Consider the following 18,917-nt stretch of genomic DNA (forward strand, 5'->3'; position numbering starts at 1 on the left):
TCCTGTCTTAGCGTGCCGGCTGAGAAGCCACGGTGGACTGCTCGTAGTGATAGCGACCTGTTTTCAGACTGCTCGGCCCAAGGCGAGCAAATTTGAACATCAGGAACACTTCCGCCACCATAAACAGCGTATAAAGGCCGCAAATCAGAATCATGGAGAACAGCAGATCGCCAACAGTCAGCGATGAGTTCGCAACCGCGGTCGGCAACACTTCACCAATCGCCCACGGCTGACGGCCGTACTCGGCAACAAACCAGCCCGCTTCAATAGCAATCCACGGCAGCGGGATGCCATACAGCGCAGCGCGCAGCAGCCATTTTTTCTCACCGATGCGATTACGAATCACGGTCCAGAAAGAGGCAGCGATAATCAGCAGCATCAGCACGCCAGCGGCCACCATTATACGGAACGCGAAGTACAGCGGCGCAACGCGCGGGATGGAGTCTTTGGTCGCTTGCTTGATCTGCGCTTCGGTCGCGTCTGCCACATTCGGCGTATAGCGTTTCAGCAGCAGGCCATAACCAAGATCTTTCTTGATGTTATTGAACTGGTCACGAAGGGCCTGATCAGTAGAACCTGCGCGCAGTTGCTCCAGCAACTGATACGCTTTCATACCGTTACGGATGCGCTCTTCGTGCTGCACCATCAGATCTTTAAGACCAATAACCGGCGTATCAACAGAACGGGTGGCGATGATGCCCAGCGCGTATGGGATCTGGATAGCAAATTTGTTCTCTTGCTTATCCTGGTCCGGCACGCCAAACAGGGTAAACGCCGCCGGTGCAGGCTGGGTTTCCCATTCGGCTTCAATCGCAGCCAGTTTGGTTTTTTGCACGTCACCCATTTCGTAACCGGATTCGTCACCCAGCACGATAACAGACAGCACTGCGGCCATACCGAAGCTGGCAGCAATAGCGAAGGAGCGTTTAGCAAAAGCGATGTCGCGACCGCGCAGCAGATAGTAGGAGCTGATACCGAGGATAAAGATGGCACCGCAGGTATAACCAGACGCAACAGTGTGAACGAATTTCACCTGCGCTACCGGGTTAAGTACCAGTTCGGCGAAGCTCACCATCTCCATACGCATGGTTTCAAAGTTGAAATCAGAAGCAACCGGGTTTTGCATCCAGCCGTTTGCCACCAGAATCCACAGTGCGGACAAGTTGGAGCCAAGAGCCACCAGCCAGGTCACTGCCATGTGCTGTACTTTGCCCAGACGATCCCAACCGAAGAAAAACAGACCTACAAACGTAGACTCGAGGAAGAAGGCCATCAGACCTTCAATGGCCAGCGGCGCACCGAAGATATCCCCAACATAATGGGAATAGTAAGACCAGTTAGTCCCGAACTGGAACTCCATCGTCAGACCGGTAGCCACGCCCAGTGCGAAGTTGATACCAAACAACTTGCCCCAGAACTTGGTCATATCTTTATAAATCTGTTTGCCGGAGAGGACGTAGACCGTTTCCATAATTGCCAGCAGGAACGCCATACCGAGCGTCAGTGGCACAAACAGAAAGTGGTACATCGCGGTCAAGGCAAACTGTAAGCGCGACAGTTCGACTATATCTAACATTATGACTCCTTGCTCATCGCATGAAGACTCCGAGAGTAAACCCCGTTAGCGAAGGTTCACACGCATGCCCCAATACAAAATTGCTGCACTGTTTTATTCACGTCACATAAAGCGTGACAATGAATGAAAAAAGTTACAACCAGGTTAATAAAAAACTCGAATTGATCTCTCGAATATATTACTCCGCAAACCCCTTACAATAAAAAGGTTTTTATTGAGTTAGTTTTACGTTTTTCGACAGTGATCAATTTATAGCGAATTTACCACTTTTGCACCAATTTGATCGGCGACAATTTAACGATTTTCAGCATCTTTTCCAAGCTTTTAAATATTGATTTAAATCAATTTTATTCAGCATTGTTAATTTTGTATCCGGTGTAGAATCACAGTAAAAACATTGTTAACAACATGTTCATTTTAACGCCATTCATGGTTATCAATCGGCGGGTAAAGATAAATAATGGCGACTTTATTTAACGTTTATCATTCATGTAAAAAATGAGACAACCGCGGCAACTTAAAGGGGGCGTAAAATTAGAGCGGATGATTATCTTGTTTATTTTACAATTATTTCACTTTCGCGATTATCATACTTAACACCGCGCAGTGATTATTCGTTATATTTCCTGGGGCATTAATACCCTTTTATTTTACAGGTTATTACTGACAAGCATCCAGCGCCGGGTTGCCCCCCAGACGATAAGCGCCAGCAACGTTACTGCTGCGCCAAGCAAGCAAACCCCCTGCCAGCCGAAAACAGCATAAATCGCCGTCGTTGCCATGGCACCCAGTCCGCTGCCGAGAGCGTAAAACAGCATATACAACGCCACCAGTCTGCCGTGTTGCGAGGCATGGGTACGCAAAATCAGGCTCTGGTTGGTAACATGCAGCGCCTGGCCGCCAAGATCGAGCAAAACAATGCCGAGGATAAATAACGCCAGAGAGTGTTGTAACTGTGATAGCGGCCACCAGGCCAGCAGCAACAAGAGGAGCGCCAGTAAACTCGTGCGCTGCGCATTGCCGCGATCTGCTTCGCGCCCGGCTTTTGCCGCTACCAGCGCGCCCGCAACGCCCACCAAGGCAAACAAGCCAATTACCGTATGGGAGAAACCAAACGGTGCGGTACTTAACGGCAGCACCATTGCGCTCCAGAAAATATTAAAAGCGGCAAACATCAACAACGCCAGCACACCACGGATTTGCAATACGCGATCCGTGCGTAACAGACCCAGCATTGAGGCCATCAAACGTAACCAACTGACAGAAATCATCGCGCTGCGCATAACAGGTAACCGCCGCCAGAGCAGCAGCAATAACACCAGCATCAGCGATGCCGAGACGCCATAAACCGCGCGCCAGCCCGCTAAATCGCTAATAACACCGGCAAAAACTCGCGCTAATAGCAGGCCGATAAAAACGCCGCCTTGCGCCGCACCCACTACCCTGCCCCGTTCCTGTTCATTAGCAATGCTGGCTGCGCTGGCAATCAACCCTTGTGTCATTGCCGTGCCCAGCAACCCTGTTGCCAACATGCCGGCAAGCAACACCGCTGCCGATTGTGCCAGCGCGACAGCGGCGAGCGCACCCACCAGCGCCAGCAACTGCACCAACAATAACCGACGTCGCTCAACAAGATCGCCTAATGGCACCAACAGCAGTAAGGCCAGCGCCGATCCCACTTGCGTCGCCGTCACCACGCCGCCGACAGCTGCCTGGCTAATAGCAAAGCTCTGTGCCAGTGCATCCAGCAACGGCTGTGCGTAATAGACATTCGCCACACATAGACCGCTGGCCACGGCAAACAGGGCGATGACACTGCGCGGCGTTGCCTGTGCGTTTTTATTCATACTTCCATCCTGGTTGCAAAACGAAACTAGTTGAAGGGTAGATAAACCAGTTTTAAAATGCAACCAGAATGCTAACCGGAGATTCACCATGCCACTGAATACTCAACCTTGCCCCGTCGCGCGTTCTGTCGATTTGATTGGCGATCGCTGGGCACTCCTTATCGTGCGTGACGCTTTTGATGGCGCGCGACGTTTTGGCGATTTTCAGCGAGGTCTTGGCGTGGCGCGCAATATTCTTACCGACAGGCTACGCAAACTGGTGGAAGCGGGTATTTTCACCACGCAGCCAGCGTCAGACGGCACGGCGTATCAGGAGTATGTGCTGACCAAAAAAGGCGAGTCGCTGTTTCCGGTGGTCGTGGCGCTACGCCAGTGGGGCGAACAGTATCTTTTCGCGCCGAACGAGCCGCATTCCGTGTTGATTGATAGCCAAAGCGGCGAAGTCATTCCGCCGATGCAACCGCAGGCGGCAGACGGGCGTATCCTTAGTGCGGCAAACACGCAGGTACGTAAACTGCAGCCATAAAAAAGGCCGCTACGGGAGCGGCCAACCATGTCGAAAGGATACTTGCTCCCCTACATGGAGGAGCAATGAGGTTTTATTTGATAACAGATTTCAGCGCTTCGCCGATATCGGCAAGGCTACGTACGGTTTTCACACCCGCCGCTTCCAGAGCAGCGAATTTCTCATCTGCAGTGCCTTTACCACCGGCAATGATGGCGCCTGCGTGGCCCATACGTTTGCCTTTCGGCGCGGTCACACCAGCGATATAACCCACAACCGGTTTGGTCACATGATCTTTAATATACGCCGCAGCTTCTTCTTCCGCGCTGCCGCCGATCTCACCGATCATTACAATCGCTTCGGTCTGCGGATCTTCCTGGAACAGTTTCAGGATATCGATAAAGTTTGAACCCGGGATCGGGTCACCGCCGATGCCTACACAGGTGGACTGGCCGAAACCGTAATCCGTGGTCTGTTTAACCGCTTCATAGGTCAGCGTACCGGAACGGGAAACAATACCGACTTTACCAGGCTTATGAATATGGCCAGGCATGATACCGATTTTGCACTCGCCTGGGGTGATAACACCCGGGCAGTTCGGGCCAATCATGCGCACGCCAGCTTCGTCCAGCTTCACTTTCACCGTCAGCATATCCAGCGTCGGAATACCTTCAGTAATGGTGATAATCAGTTTAATGCCCGCGTCGATGGCTTCGAGGATCGAGTCTTTGCAGAACGGTGCCGGAACATAGATCACGGTAGCCGTCGCGCCAGTTGCTTCAACCGCTTCGCGCACGGTGTTAAACACCGGCAGGCCAAGGTGCGTGGTGCCGCCTTTGCCTGGCGTAACGCCGCCAACCATCTGGGTGCCATAGGCAATTGCCTGCTCGGAGTGGAAAGTCCCCTGGCTTCCGGTGAAGCCCTGGCAGATAACTTTGGTGTTCTTATCAATCAAAACAGACATTATTTCCCCTCCACTGCGGCAACAACCTGCTGTGCTGCATCCGTCAGACTTTTCGCTGCAATAATATTCAGGCCGCTGTCCGCCAGGCGTTTCGCGCCCAGTTCAGCATTGTTACCTTCCAGACGCACAACCACCGGTACGTTAACACCGACTTCTTCTACCGCGCCGATGATACCGTCAGCGATCAGGTCGCAACGCACGATACCGCCGAAGATGTTAACCAGTACCGCTTTCACGTTCTCATCGGAAAGGATAATTTTGAACGCTTCGGTCACGCGCTCTTTGGTCGCGCCGCCGCCCACATCCAGGAAGTTCGCCGGTTCGCCACCGTGCAGTTTCACGATGTCCATGGTGCCCATCGCCAGACCTGCGCCGTTGACCATACAGCCGATGTTGCCATCCAGTGCAACATAGTTCAGTTCCCAGTGCGCCGCCTGCGCTTCGCGCGGATCTTCCTGCGACTGGTCGCGCATTTCGCGCAGTTCCGGCTGGCGGAACAGAGCGTTGCCGTCAGCACCCAGTTTGCCGTCGAGGCAGATCAGATCGCCCTGTTTGGTGATAACCAGCGGGTTGATTTCAATCAGCGCCAGATCGCGCTCAAGGAAAATGGTCGCCAGCCCCATGAAAATCTTGGTGAATTGCTGAACCTGCTTGCCTTCCAGACCCAGTTTGAACGCCAGGTCACGCCCCTGATACGGCATCGGGCCGGTCAGCGGGTCGATGGTGGTTTTGTGGATCAGGTGCGGGGTCTCTTCCGCCACTTTCTCGATTTCCACGCCACCTTCGGTGGAGGCCATGAACACGACACGGCGAGAGCTACGGTCAACCACCGCGCCCAGATACAGCTCTTTGTCGATATCGGTTGCCGCTTCAACCAGAATCTGGTTTACCGGCTGGCCGTTCGCGTCTGTTTGGTAGGTCACCAGGCGTTTGCCCAGCCAGTTTTCCGCGAAGGCGCGAATATCTTCTTTGCTGTTGACGACTTTTACGCCGCCCGCTTTACCACGGCCGCCGGCATGGACCTGGCATTTAACCACCCAAGGGCCTGCACCGATTTTGGATGCCGCTTCTTCGGCTTCACGCGGGGTAGTACAGGCGTAACCAACCGGAGTCGGCAGACCTGACCGGGCAAACAGTTGTTTCGCCTGATACTCGTGTAAGTTCATGTGTTCTATCCATCCTTCATTTAATTTGTCACGCCGGATGACGGCCTACAAAGCAGGTGTTCGTTATAGTGGCCCGGCAACGGACGTCGCCGGGCTAAGGACACTAGACGTCCAGCAGCAAGCGAGTCGGATCTTCCAGCAGCTCTTTGATGGCTACCAGGAAACCAACGGATTCGCGACCGTCAATCAGACGGTGATCGTAAGAGAGCGCCAGGTACATCATCGGCAGGATCTCAACCTTGCCATCAACCGCCATCGGGCGATCTTTAATGGCGTGCATGCCGAGGATCGCGCTCTGCGGCGGGTTGATGATCGGTGTAGACATCAGCGAACCGAACACCCCACCGTTGGTGATGGTGAAGTTACCGCCAGTCAGATCGTCAACGGTCAGTTTGCCGTCACGGCCTTTCACTGCCAGCTCTTTGATTTTCTTCTCGATATCCGCCATGCCCAGCGTATCGACATCGCGCAGCACCGGTGTTACCAGACCACGCGGCGTGGAAACCGCCATGCTGACATCGAAATAGTTGTGGTAAACCACGTCATCGCCATCGATGGATGCGTTCACTTCCGGGTAGCGTTTCAGCGCTTCAACCACTGCTTTCACGTAGAAAGACATAAAGCCCAGGCGGATACCGTGACGTTTTTCAAACGCGTCACCGTACTGCTTACGCAGATCCATAATCGGCTTCATGTTGACTTCGTTGAACGTCGTCAGCATGGCGGTAGAGTTTTTCGCTTCCAGCAGACGCTCGGCAACGCGTTTGCGCAGACGGGTCATCGGCACGCGTTTTTCGGTGCGGCCAGCCAGCGGTGCCACCGGGGCGCTCGCCGGAGCAGCAGCTGGTTTTTCCTCTTTCGCCGGTGCTTTCGCCAGATGTTTCTCAACATCTTCGCGTGTAATACGACCGCCAACGCCCGTGCCTTTGATAGCGCTGGCTTCGAGGTTGTGCTCAGCCAGCAGGCGACGGATCGCCGGGCTCAGTGCGTCATTGTTTTGCTCTTCCAGCGAGGCCTGCTGGCGCTGTGCCGGCGTGGACTCTTTCTCTTCAGATTTGGCACTGCTCTCTTTACCAGAGCTGTTGCCCTCTTTCAGGCGGCCCAGGATCTGGCGGGAGGTCACAGTGGTGCCTTCATCTTCCAGCACCGCGTCCAGAATACCGTCTGCCGACGCCGGTACTTCCAGTACCACTTTGTCAGTTTCGATTTCGACCAACACTTCGTCGCGTCGTACGCTATCGCCTGGTTTTTTGTGCCAGGTCGCAACGGTCGCGTCAGCAACGGACTCGGGCAGATCGGGAACAAGAATATCTACGCTACTCATTATTTATCCTTTAATTAATCGACGTTCAGCGCGTCATTTACCAGATCTTGTTGCTGTTTCTGGTGAACGGACAGGTATCCCACCGCCGGAGAGGCGGAGGCCGGGCGACCTGCATAACGCAGAGCGGCCCCAAACGGAATCACATCACGGAAATGATGCTGGCTGCAGTACCAGGCGCCCTGGTTAAGCGGCTCTTCCTGGCACCAGACAAAATCATGTACGTGAGCGTAAGGTTTCAGCGCTTCCTGCACCGACTGGTGCGGGAACGGGTAAAGCTGTTCGATACGCACAATCGCGACATCTTTCTGGTCGTTTTTACGACGCTGTTCCAGCAGATCATAATAGACCTTACCGGAGCAAAGGATCACGCGCTTAACGCCTTGCGGATCAAGATCATCCACTTCGCCAATCGCCGGCATAAAGGTGCCGTTCGCCAACTCATCCAGCGTGGAAACCGCCTGCGGATGACGCAGCAGCGACTTCGGCGACATCACCACCAGCGGACGACGCATACCGCGCAGCGCCTGGCGACGCAGCATGTGGTAAACCTGCGCCGGGGTAGACGGCACGCAGACCTGCATATTTTGCTCAGCACACAGTTGCAGATAACGCTCCAGACGCGCGGAGGAGTGCTCCGGGCCCTGGCCTTCATAACCGTGCGGCAGCAGCATCACCAGGCCACACATACGGCCCCATTTCTGCTCGCCGGAGCTGATGAACTGGTCGATAACCACTTGCGCGCCGTTGGCGAAATCGCCGAACTGCGCTTCCCAGATGGTCAGCGTGCGCGGTTCTGCCGTGGCATACCCATATTCAAACGCCAGTACCGCTTCTTCGGAGAGCACGGAGTCCCACACGCGGAACGCCCCCTGCGAATTGTGTACATGGCTCAGCGGCGTATAGGTAGAACCGTTCGCCTGGTTGTGGATCACCGCATGGCGATGGAAGAAGGTGCCGCGGCCGGAGTCTTCACCGGACAAACGTACCGGAATCCCTTCATCCACCAGCGTGGCATACGCCAGTGTTTCTGCGCCACCCCAGTCGAACAACTTCTCGCCGCTCGCCATCAACTGGCGGTCAGCGTAAATCTTCGCCACGCGGGACTGCATTTCGATGGCTTCCGGCACCGTACTGATGCGTTTTGCCAGCTCCTGCAAGCGCTTCATTTCCACCTTGTTCGGGTAGCTCTCATCCCACTCGTGGTTGAGGTACGGCGACCAGGTAAAGGAGTGCATATTCATCGGACGCCATTCGGCGACCACACACTCACCCGCATCCAGCGCATCGCGGTACAGGTTTACCATTTCGGTGGCATCTTCCAGCGTAATGGTTTTTTCCTGCTCCAGGCGATCGGCGTAGATTTTGCGCGGCGTCGGGTGTTTTTTGATTTTCTGGTACATCAGCGGCTGGGTTGCGCTCGGCTCGTCGGCTTCGTTGTGGCCGTGACGGCGGTAGCACACCAGGTCGATAAAGACATCGCGTTTGAAAGTATTACGGAAGTCGAGCGCCAGGCGAGTGACGAACGCCACGGCTTCCGGATCGTCCGCATTAACGTGGAAAATCGGCGCCTGCACCATCTTACCGATGTCGGTACAGTATGGCGTAGAGCGCGCATCCAGCGGGTTCGAGGTGGTGAAGCCCACCTGGTTGTTAATGACGATACGCACCGTGCCACCCACTTCGTAGCCGCGTGCTTTCGACATGTTCAGGGTTTCCTGCACCACGCCCTGGCCCGCAACGGCGGCGTCGCCGTGAATGGTGATTGGCAGCACTTTATTGCTGCTCGGTTCGTCAAGGCGGTCAAGACGCGCACGAACGGAACCGATAACCACCGGGCTGACAATCTCGAGGTGTGACGGGTTAAACGCCAGCGCCAGGTGTACCAGGCCGCCTTCCGTTTCCACGTCGGACGAGAAGCCCATGTGGTATTTCACGTCGCCGGTGCCGAGGTGTTCTTTATGTTTACCGGCGAATTCGTCAAACAGATCCTGCGGCTGTTTACCCAGCACGTTAACCAGTACGTTCAGACGTCCGCGGTGCGCCATACCCAGCACCACTTCACGGGTACCGCTCTTGCCCGCATGACGGATCATCTCTTTGAGCATCGGCACCAGCGCATCGCCGCCTTCCAGCGAGAAGCGTTTCGCACCGGGGAATTTCGCGCCCAGATAACGTTCAAGACCTTCTGCGGCCGTCAGTTCAGTCAGGAAGCGTTTTTTCTCTTCGCTGCTGAAGCTGGATTTACCGGCTGCTGATTCGATGCGTTGCTGGATCCAGCGCTTCTCTTCGGTGCTGGTGATATGCATATATTCCGCACCGATCGAACCGCAATAGGTCTCTTTCAGTGCGTTAATCAATTCGCCCAGCGGCATGGTGTCTTTGCCAATCGCAAAAGACCCCACGTTAAAGCTGTTCTGGAAATCGGCTTCCGTCAGATCGTGATAAGCCGGATCGAGATCGGGAACCCTCTCTTGCTGCCACAATCCCAGCGGATCGAGGTTCGCATGTTGATGACCACGAAAACGGTATGCGTTGATAAGTTGCAGGACTTTAACCTGCTTCACATTGGTGTCGGGGTCGGAAATAGAGGAAGAGTAACGTGAAGCATCTTTCGCCAGCTGACGGAAATAATCACGCGTCTTGGAGTGGAACTGATCCGGTTTGACTCCGGTGCCCGGTAACTGCTGGAACATAGAACGCCAGTTTGCATCTACCGAGTCAGGATCGGTTAAGAAGTCTTCATAGAGCTGTTCTATCCAGCTCTGGTTAGACCCAGAGAGGTAAGAAGAGTCCAGCCAGGCTTTCATTGCGCCGTTCTGCATCGTGATCCCTTAAGCATTGTTATGCTTACTTCGCCGTGGATAACTACGACGTACACCCGTTAGCGCACGTCCCAGGGTTCACTTGCGGGCTCTTGGTGGCCCGCGAAGGAACCTTTAAAAACTGCCTAATCTTCGCTGTCCGGGCTGCGACTGCGTTGGCTACCTTTGCTTACCCTGGTCACATCGTTGACTATGCTCCCAGGGATGCGCTCAGTTGCCGCCTTGTCTCGCACCAGACATCTCGATTATGTCTACTGTGGCGGTTTTTAAAGGTTTCCTGCTTCCTTGTTACCCGGCGGCGCTAACGCTGCCGGGCAAAAAAAACATCACTATTAATGTAGGCCGGATACGCGTCAGCGCCATCCGGCACTGACATTTATGCGCTTCGTTGCAACAACATCGACTTAATATGGCCGATGGCGCGCGTCGGGTTCAGCCCTTTCGGGCATACACTGACGCAGTTCATAATGCTGTGGCAGCGGAATACGCTGAAAGCATCGCTTAACCCTTCCAGACGGTTATCGGTTTCCGTATCGCGGCTATCGATCAGGAAACGGTACGCCGCCAGCAGACCGGCCGGGCCGATAAATTTGTCCGGGTTCCACCAGAACGACGGGCAAGATGTCGAGCAGCAAGCGCAGAGAATACATTCATACAAACCGTCGAGTTTTTCACGCTGGTCAGGTGACTGTAAGTGCTCTCTTGCTGGCGGATTTTGCCCATTATTCAATAAGTAAGGCTTAATCTTCTCATATTGGGCGTAGAATTGTCCCATGTCCACCACCAAATCGCGGATTACCGGCAGACCAGGCAGAGGACGGATCACAATCTTCTGTTTGCCGTTGCCCAGAGCGGAAATCGGGGTGATACACGCCAGACCATTCTTACCGTTCATGTTCAAACCATCTGAACCACACACCCCTTCACGGCAGGAGCGGCGGAACGACAGCGTAGGATCTTTTTCTTTCAGCTGCATTAACGCATCCAGCAGCATCATGTCACGCCCTTCTTCGCCCTCCAGGGTGTAATCCTGCATGCGCGGCGCGTCATCAACGTCCGGGTTATAGCGATAAATCGAAAATTCGAGTTTCATTATCCTGTCTCCGCATTAATAAGTACGAATCTTCGGCGGGAATGCCGGACGCAGTTTCGGTTCCATATTGACGCTGCGACGCGTCATGGACTCCGTTTCTGGCAGATACAGGGAATGGCACAGCCAGTTTTCGTCGTCACGATCCGGATAGTCGAAGCGGCTGTGTGCGCCACGGCTCTCAGTACGGAAGTTTGCGGAGACCGCCGTTGCATACGCGGTTTCCATCAGGTTATCCAGCTCCAGGCACTCAACGCGCTGGGTGTTAAATTCGGTGGAGGTATCGTCCAGACGGGCGTTTTTCAGACGTTCGCGGATCACTTTCAGTTGCTCAAGCCCTTTCGCCATCGCATCGCCTTCGCGGAAGACCGAGAAGTTATGCTGCATACACTCTTGCAGCGCTTTACGAATGGTGACCGGATCTTCGCCATTGCGGTTGTTGTTCCAGCGGTTGAGGCGCTCAAGGGAACCTTCGATATCAGACTCGCTGGCATCGCGCAGCGCGCCCTGCTCGGCGATCGACTCTTGTAAATGCAGACCTGCCGCGCGACCGAACACCACCAGATCCAGCAGCGAGTTTCCGCCCAGACGGTTAGCACCGTGTACGGATACGCAGGCAATTTCACCTACGGCAAACAGCCCCGGAATGACGACATCTTCGCCCTTCTCGTTCACCGTCAGCGCCTGGCCAGTAACTTTGGTCGGAATACCGCCCATCATATAGTGGCAAGTCGGGATGACCGGGATCGGCTCTTTCACCGGGTCGACGTGTGCGAAGGTGCGCGACAGTTCAAGGATCCCCGGCAGGCGCGATTCCAGCACCTCTTTACCCAGGTGATCGAGTTTCAGTTTCGCGTGCGGGCCCCACGGGCCGTCACAGCCGCGACCTTCACGGATTTCGATCATGATGGAACGCGCCACCACATCACGACCCGCCAGGTCTTTGGCGTTTGGCGCATAACGCTCCATAAAGCGCTCGCCATGTTTGTTCAACAGGTAACCGCCTTCACCGCGGCAACCTTCCGTTACCAGCACACCCGCGCCCGCGATACCGGTCGGGTGGAACTGCCACATTTCCATATCCTGCACCGGTACGCCTGCGCGCAGCGCCATACCCACGCCGTCGCCAGTATTGATATGTGCGTTGGTGGTGGACTGGTAAATACGGCCCGCGCCGCCGGTCGCCAGCACGGTTGCACGCGCTTTGAAGTAGACCACTTCACCGGTTTCAATGCACAGTGCGGTACAACCCACCACGGCACCATCCTGGTTTTTCACCAGATCCAGCGCGTACCACTCGGAAAAGATCGTCGTGTGATTTTTCAGGTTTTGCTGATAAAGGGTGTGCAACAGCGCATGACCGGTGCGGTCCGCTGCGGCTGCCGTGCGCGCCGCCTGCTCGCCGCCGAAGTTTTTCGACTGGCCGCCAAACGGGCGTTGATAGATACGGCCATCATCGAGACGGGAGAACGGCAGCCCCATATGTTCCAGCTCAAGAATCGCTTCCGGGCCGGTTTTACACATATATTCAATGGCATCCTGGTCACCGATGTAATCGGAACCTTTTACCGTGTCGTACATGTGCCATTCCCAGTTATCTTCATGGGTATTACCCAGCGCAACGGTAATACCGCCCTGCGCAGATACGGTGTGAGAACGGGTTGGAAAGACTTTAGAGAGCAGCGCACAGGTTTGCCCGCTCTGGGAAATTTGCAGCGCCGCGCGCATACCTGCGCCACCGGCACCAATAACAACAGCATCAAATTCTCTGACTGGCAGTTTCATTACACACCCCACACCACAACGAATCCATAAATCACGTAAGCCGCGAGTGCAACGACGATAGCCAGTTGCAGAACCAGGCGCACAGCCAGCGGTTTAACGTAGTCGGTCAACACCTGCCACATGCCAATCCAGGCATGGATCAGAATCGAAAACAGCGCCAGCAGCGTGAAGACTTTCGTGAAAGCGGAGGAGAAAAACCCAGTCCATACCACCCAGGTCAGATCGCCGTGCGTGGCAAAAAAACCGACCATATAGATGATGTATAACGTCAGGACGATGGCAGTAGCACGGACAAGAATAAAATCATGTACGCCGTTGCGTCCTAATGCGGAGGCGTTGCTTACCATACGAGGACTCCTGCGAGAATTGAAAGCACGACAGTGATTGCAAAAGAGAGATTAGCGGAACGCTTTCCCGCTTCGAAGGTTTCTTCCAGCCAGCCAAAATCCATTAACATATGGCGAATACCGCCCACAGCGTGATAAGCCAGCGCTGTCAGGATGCCCCAGAAAATGAATTTAACGAAAAAGCTGCTCATGATGGCAGAGGCGGTCAGGAAGCCCTCTTCGGACGACAGCGACAGGCCCAATAACCACAGCAGAATGCCAACCGCCACGAAAGTAATGACGCCGGAAACGCGGTGGAGAATGGAAGCTATAGCCGTAACAGGAAACCGAATTGTTGTCAGATCCAGATTGACAGGTCTTTGTTTTTTCACATTTTTTATCATGAATAACGCCCACATGCTATTCTTATAGTTTCCTTCCTCCGGTCTGCGTGCGGGTCAGACAGCGTCCTTTTCTATAACTGCTCGTCATGCAAAAAATTAGCTTCCAGATGCTAAACGACAGGTTACAACGCTGGGTGGCTCGGGATTGCAGGGGTATTCCGGAGACCTGGCGGCAGTATAGGTCGTTCACAAAATCATTACAATTAACCTACATATAGTTTGTCGGGTTTTATGCAGAACAGTGACCCCCATCACGATAACAACATTCTTTTAAATTTTAATCATCTGATTTGACAAAAGTTAAACATTCTTGTTACAAACTACGCCAGAAAGGGCTTATAATTCGCAAAAGTTATGGGGTCTTACTTTCACCTGAGAATAAGTTATGTAACAGTGTGATGGTATTGACCGATGTAATCAGGACAGTTATTAGTGATATACAGGTTTGATAAATTCGGACTGCTAAGACGCTGATTTGCTGTTTTTTCACTGTGTTTTCAATGTGTACTTGCACGCGCCCATCGCTCTGTACCCTGGTACCTCCTCTCAACAGAGCTGCGAGCTAAATAACAAACTGGTAACGTTGACGGGCAGTTGAATGCAAATCCGGTGACTGGCGGTCTTAAGCAATAAGGCGCTAAGGAGACCGTAAATGGCTGATAAGAAAGCAACCATCACCTACAATGGTGACGCTGCTATTGAACTGGATGTGCTAAAAGGCACGCTCGGTCAGGATGTGATTGATATCCGTAGTCTCGGTTCAAAAGGGGTATTCACTTTTGACCCAGGTTTTACCTCTACCGCATCATGCGAATCGAAAATCACCTTTATCGACGGTGACGAAGGTATTCTGCTGCACCGTGGTTTCCCTATCGACCAACTGGCGACCGAATCCAACTATCTGGAAGTCTGCTACATTCTGCTGTACGGCGAAAAACCGACGCAGGAACAGTTTGACGAATTCAAACTGACCGTAACGCGCCATACCATGATCCATGAGCAGATCACCCGTCTGTTCCACGGTTTCCGTCGCGACTCGCACCCAATGGCGGTGCTGTGCGGTGTGACCGGCGCGCTGGCCGCGTTCTACCATGACTCACTGGATGTTAACAATCCGCGTCACCGCGAGATTGCCGCGTTCCGCCTGCTGTCGAAAATGCCGACCGTTGCGGCGATGTGTTACAAATATTCCATTGGTCAGCCGTTCGTCTACCCGCAGAATAACCTCTCCTACGCCGGTAACTTCCTGCACATGATGTTCTCCACGCCGTGTGAACCGTATGAAGTGAACCCGGTGCTGGAACGCGCAATGGACCGCATCCTGATCCTGCACGCCGACCATGAACAAAACGCTTCCACCTCTACCGTGCGTACCGCTGGCTCTTCTGGCGCGAACCCGTTCGCCTGTATCGCTGCGGGTATCGCCTCCCTGTGGGGACCGGCACACGGCGGCGCCAACGAAGCTGCGCTGAAGATGCTGGAAGAGATCAGTACCGTGAAACACATTCCGGAATTCCTGCGCCGCGCCAAAGACAAAAACGATTCGTTCCGTCTGATGGGCTTCGGTCACCGTGTCTACAAGAACTATGACCCGCGCGCGACCGTGATGCGTGAAACCTGCCACGAAGTGCTGCGTGAGCTGGGCACCAAAGATGATCTGCTGGAAGTGGCGATGGAGCTTGAGCACATTGCGCTCAACGACCCGTACTTTATCGAACGTAAGCTCTACCCGAACGTCGACTTCTACTCCGGTATCATTCTGAAAGCGATGGGTATTCCTTCTTCCATGTTTACCGTTATCTTCGCGATGGCGCGTACCGTGGGCTGGATTGCACACTGGAACGAAATGCACGACGACGGCATCAAAATTGCCCGTCCGCGCCAGTTGTACACCGGTTATGAAAAACGCGAGTTCAGCTCCGATCTGAAAAAAGATTGATAGCTAACCCGCAGAAAAAAACGCGCCTTCAGGCGCGTTTTTTATTTTAATGCTGACAAGCCGGGCACCAGTAAAACGGCCGGGACGACATGGTGGTTTTCGCAATTATCCCGCCGCAACGCTCGCACGGTTCGCCTGCGCGATGAAACACCTTAAAGCGAAACAGCGCGCCGTGGTGTTTATTCTCATCCACCACGCCGCGTGTCTGGTACGATAAACGCGGAATATCCAGCAGCGCATGCGCTAACACCTCAAGTTGCTCTTCGCTTAGCTGCGAAGCGTTACGCTGCGGTGCCAGGGCGCTTTGCCAGAGAATTTCGACGCGCAGGTAATTTCCCAGCCCGGCAAGAAAGGCCTGATCGAGCAATAACCCGGAAAACTGGCGACGGCGAAAACGGGGAGATAACAACCGCGCTTTTACCTGCTCCACGGTTAGCGTCATATCCAGCACATCCGGGCCAACACGCTGTAAAAACGGATGCTGCGCCAGTTGTTCCGGTGTGAGTAACGCAATGTCCGACGCGCTGTACAGCAAAATCGCCTTTTGCTCCGTTTGCAGCCGCACACGCAGCACACGGTTGGTTTGCGGGATCTCACCTGCCCCGACCACGCGCCAGACGCCGTAAAGCTGGTTATGGCTGTAAAGCGTCAGTCCACCGGAAAAATGCGTCAGAAGCGCTTTTCCCCGCGTTTCAATGTTCTCAACGTACTGCCCCACAAGATCAGCGGCGAAACCTTTCAACGACGGCAGGCCAAACCAGACATCTGTCAATGGTTTGCCTTTAACAGCGGCTTCAAGCGTATCCGCCGCCCGGCGGATCTCCGGTCCTTCCGGCATAAAAACTCCTTGCGTTAGTGGGCGGAAATCATCACACCACGTTGGGCAAAGGCACCGTGTAAGCGGCGGGCAAACAGCAGCGCGTGCTCGCCATCACCATGCAGGCACACCGTTTGCGCCTGCACATTAACAAACTCACCGGTGACACACCTCACCCGCCCTTCCAGCACCATCTCCAGCGTTTGCGCCAGCGCCAGATTGTCATCATCAATCAGTGCGGCAGGCTCACTGCGCGGCACCAGCCGACCATCGCGAAGGTAGCCGCGATCGGCAAACACCTCCTGGCGCGTACGCAAACCATAACGCTCTCCGGCACGAATTAACTCGCTGCCCGCCAGCCCAACCAGAATCAATGCGGGATCCGCATCGTAAACCGCTCCGGCAATGGCATCGGCCAGCGCCACGTCATCCGCCGCCTGGTTGTAGAGCATACCGTGCGGTTTCACATGGTGCAGTTTGCCGCCTTCGGCACGCACCATCGCCGCCAGGGCACCAATTTGATACAGCATCTGCGCATAAACAATATCCGGTGGCAGGTGCATCGGCGTACGGCCAAAATTCTCCCGATCCGGAAAAGAGGGATGGGCGCCCACCGCCACGCCGTTACGCAATGCTTCGCGCACACAGCTCAGCATGGTTTGCGCATCGCCTGCGTGGAAACCGCAGGCGATATTGGCGGAAGAAACAAGCTGGAGTAGCGCCGCATCGTTGCCGCAGCCTTCGCCGAGATCGGCGTTTAAATCAATCTTCATTGTGCAGACGCCATGCCAGTTGATCGAGATAGATACGCTGCTCGCGCCGCGCCTTCAGTGCCTGATCCAGCGAGCACTGGACAAAGTGTATCGGCTGCCCGAGTGGGATTTGCGCCAGATGGTACATATCCGCCTCGATAATGCAGGCAATTCGCGGGTATCCACCTGTGGTCTGGGCATCATTCATCAGCACTATCGGTTGCCCGTTAGAGGGAACCTGCACCACGCCCGGCAACAAGCCGTGGGAAAGCAGTTCGCGTGACGTAGTGCGCACCAGCGGCTGGCCCTGCAAACGATAACCCATGCGGTTACTCTGCGGGCTTATCTGCCACGGCAAACGCCAGAGCGCCTCCTGCGAGGCGCTGTCAAATTCGTGATACTCCGGCCCTGGCAACGCGCGAATACGGTTGCCCCACAGCAACTGTTTTACCCCTTGCTGCGTGTGAAAATGACGGACAGGTTCGCCCAGTGGCAACACATCGCCATCGCGCAATAATCGCCCTTCCAGCCCGCCGATAGCGGTTTTCAGATCGGTACTGACCGAGCCCATCACCGCAGGTACTGCAAAGCTACCCGCTATCGCCAGGTAACTGCGCACGCCATGCAGCGGCCTTTTCAGCACCAGCCGCTGCCCGGCTTTTGCCGCAAATCGCCAGCCGGTCCACACCGCTTTACCGTCAAGTTTCGCCTCACAGCCTGCGCCAGTGAGCGCAAACCAGACATCGCGACCAAACTCCACTTCGCACTGACCAAAGGTGATTTCCAGTGCCGCCGCCTCCGGCGCGTTTCCCACCAGCGCATTGGCAATTTGCAACGCGGGTTCGTCCAGCGCGCCACAATAACTGACGCCGGACTGGCGCAAGCCAATACGTTTGCCGCCCTGCAAGGTGGTATACATTCCCGCGCGGATAATTTTCAGCATACGCCCTCCTTGCGCGGCACAAACCGCAGTGTATCGCCCGGACGTAATAGTACCGGCTCCGGCAAGCGCGGGTTGAACAGCGCCAAATCGGTACGGCCAATCAGGTTCCAGCCGCCGGGCGTTTCCAGTGGGTAAATGCCGGTTTGCGCGCCGCCAATGGCGACAGAGCCGGCGGGAACGCTCACTCGCGGTTCAGCGCGGCGCGGTGTGGCGAGCGCCTCCGGCATCCCGCCCAGATAAGGGAAACCAGGCTGGAAGCCAAGAAACCACACCACGTAATCGATAGAAGCATGCAGCTCAACAACCTGCTTTTCCGTCATCCGGCAGTGTTCCGCCACCAGCCCCAGATCCGGCCCGGCCGCTTTGCCGTACAGCACCGGGATCTCAATGGATCGTGACTCGGGCTCCAGCGCCTCGCTCTCTTCCCACCAGCGCTGTAAACGCTCAATCGCGTCGAGCGCCAGCGAATGCGGATCGCGCAGCACCACCGTAATGTTATTCATCCCCGGAATGGCTTCCACCACGTCCGGCACGTCCACCAGCCGCTGCGTCAGCCGCCAGATACGCTTTTGCGTCGCCAGTTGTACCGGAGGCTCCAGCTCCAGCACCACCGCGCTTTCACCTAACAAATAACACCGTGCTCGCTGCACTTGTACT

The 18,917-nt window shown here is 54.9% G+C and carries 16 protein-coding genes; 2 read left to right on the forward strand and 14 right to left on the reverse strand.

Features of this window, described 5'->3' with window-relative positions; translation table 11 throughout:
* Positions 1-7 precede the first annotated feature (7 nt).
* Both cydA and DFO56_RS02705 read right to left on the reverse strand, forming a co-directional pair.
* Complete coding sequence (gene cydA / locus DFO56_RS02700; protein WP_020457058.1) at positions 8-1,576, reverse strand: cytochrome ubiquinol oxidase subunit I; 1,569 nt, start codon at positions 1,574-1,576, stop codon at positions 8-10.
* Positions 1,577-2,226: 650 nt separating this feature from the next.
* Positions 2,227-3,423: an MFS transporter gene (locus tag DFO56_RS02705; protein ID WP_045509046.1), complete on the reverse strand. Its 1,197-nt coding sequence runs from the start codon at positions 3,421-3,423 to the stop codon at positions 2,227-2,229.
* An 88-nt stretch (positions 3,424-3,511) separates the two neighbouring features.
* On the opposite strand from DFO56_RS02705, the gene DFO56_RS02710 reads away from it, so the two are divergent.
* On the forward strand, positions 3,512-3,949 hold the full coding sequence (locus tag DFO56_RS02710) for a helix-turn-helix domain-containing protein (RefSeq protein ID WP_045509045.1): 438 nt from the start codon (positions 3,512-3,514) through the stop codon (positions 3,947-3,949).
* 73 nt (positions 3,950-4,022) lie between these two features.
* Here the strand turns inward: DFO56_RS02710 and sucD are convergent, their stop codons facing one another.
* The 8 genes from sucD to sdhC all read right to left on the reverse strand — a co-directional run bounded on the left by sucD (position 4,023) and on the right by sdhC (position 13,824).
* On the reverse strand, positions 4,023-4,892 hold the full coding sequence (sucD, locus tag DFO56_RS02715; RefSeq protein ID WP_020457055.1) for a succinate--CoA ligase subunit alpha: 870 nt from the start codon (positions 4,890-4,892) through the stop codon (positions 4,023-4,025).
* On the reverse strand, positions 4,892-6,058 hold the full coding sequence (sucC, locus tag DFO56_RS02720; protein ID WP_017455943.1) for an ADP-forming succinate--CoA ligase subunit beta: 1,167 nt from the start codon (positions 6,056-6,058) through the stop codon (positions 4,892-4,894). Before sucC ends, sucD begins: the two co-directional genes overlap by 1 nt.
* Positions 6,059-6,161: 103 nt before the next feature.
* Positions 6,162-7,382 carry a 2-oxoglutarate dehydrogenase complex dihydrolipoyllysine-residue succinyltransferase gene (gene odhB, locus DFO56_RS02725; protein WP_020457054.1) on the reverse strand — a complete coding sequence of 407 codons (1,221 nt, stop codon included), beginning with the start codon at positions 7,380-7,382 and terminating at the stop codon, positions 6,162-6,164.
* A gap of 14 nt (positions 7,383-7,396) precedes the next feature.
* A complete protein-coding gene (gene sucA / locus DFO56_RS02730) occupies positions 7,397-10,204 on the reverse strand; it encodes a 2-oxoglutarate dehydrogenase E1 component (RefSeq protein ID WP_045509043.1) in 2,808 nt (935 codons plus the stop codon).
* Positions 10,205-10,580: 376 nt separating this feature from the next.
* Positions 10,581-11,297, reverse strand: a complete 717-nt coding sequence (locus tag DFO56_RS02740) for a succinate dehydrogenase iron-sulfur subunit (RefSeq protein ID WP_017455940.1) — start codon at positions 11,295-11,297, stop codon at positions 10,581-10,583.
* 15 nt (positions 11,298-11,312) lie between these two features.
* Positions 11,313-13,079 carry a succinate dehydrogenase flavoprotein subunit gene (gene sdhA / locus DFO56_RS02745; RefSeq protein ID WP_020457052.1) on the reverse strand — a complete coding sequence of 589 codons (1,767 nt, stop codon included), beginning with the start codon at positions 13,077-13,079 and terminating at the stop codon, positions 11,313-11,315.
* Positions 13,079-13,426: a succinate dehydrogenase membrane anchor subunit gene (gene sdhD / locus DFO56_RS02750; RefSeq protein WP_020457051.1), complete on the reverse strand. Its 348-nt coding sequence runs from the start codon at positions 13,424-13,426 to the stop codon at positions 13,079-13,081. Before sdhD ends, sdhA begins: the two co-directional genes overlap by 1 nt.
* Positions 13,420-13,824 (reverse strand): succinate dehydrogenase cytochrome b556 subunit, encoded by a 405-nt coding sequence (gene sdhC, locus DFO56_RS02755; protein ID WP_017455937.1) that lies wholly within the window; start codon positions 13,822-13,824, stop codon positions 13,420-13,422. The genes sdhD and sdhC overlap by 7 nt, the downstream gene beginning before the upstream one ends.
* Before the next feature lie 637 nt (positions 13,825-14,461).
* On the opposite strand from sdhC, the gene DFO56_RS02765 reads away from it, so the two are divergent.
* Positions 14,462-15,748 (forward strand): citrate synthase, encoded by a 1,287-nt coding sequence (locus DFO56_RS02765; RefSeq protein WP_017455936.1) that lies wholly within the window; start codon positions 14,462-14,464, stop codon positions 15,746-15,748.
* Positions 15,749-15,794: 46 nt separating this feature from the next.
* On the opposite strand, the gene nei is transcribed toward DFO56_RS02765, so the two are convergent.
* From nei to pxpB, 4 genes are read right to left on the reverse strand one after another with little or no spacing between them, the layout of a single operon-like run.
* The gene (gene nei / locus DFO56_RS02770) at positions 15,795-16,586 is read right to left on the reverse strand and encodes an endonuclease VIII (protein ID WP_045509041.1); all 792 of its coding nucleotides are present in this window, start codon (positions 16,584-16,586) and stop codon (positions 15,795-15,797) included.
* Between the two features lie 14 nt (positions 16,587-16,600).
* Positions 16,601-17,338, reverse strand: coding sequence for a 5-oxoprolinase subunit PxpA (gene pxpA / locus DFO56_RS02775; RefSeq protein WP_045509039.1), 738 nt, complete (start codon positions 17,336-17,338; stop codon positions 16,601-16,603).
* Positions 17,328-18,260, reverse strand: coding sequence for a 5-oxoprolinase subunit PxpC (gene pxpC, locus DFO56_RS02780; RefSeq protein ID WP_045509037.1), 933 nt, complete (start codon positions 18,258-18,260; stop codon positions 17,328-17,330). The genes pxpA and pxpC overlap by 11 nt, the downstream gene beginning before the upstream one ends.
* Positions 18,254-18,910: a 5-oxoprolinase subunit PxpB gene (gene pxpB / locus DFO56_RS02785; RefSeq protein WP_045509034.1), complete on the reverse strand. Its 657-nt coding sequence runs from the start codon at positions 18,908-18,910 to the stop codon at positions 18,254-18,256. The genes pxpC and pxpB overlap by 7 nt, the downstream gene beginning before the upstream one ends.
* Positions 18,911-18,917: the final 7 nt, after the last annotated feature.

Origin of the sequence: Kosakonia sp. AG348, assembly GCF_003337365.1 — a bacterium.
In the GTDB taxonomy this organism is placed as follows: domain Bacteria; phylum Pseudomonadota; class Gammaproteobacteria; order Enterobacterales; family Enterobacteriaceae; genus Kosakonia.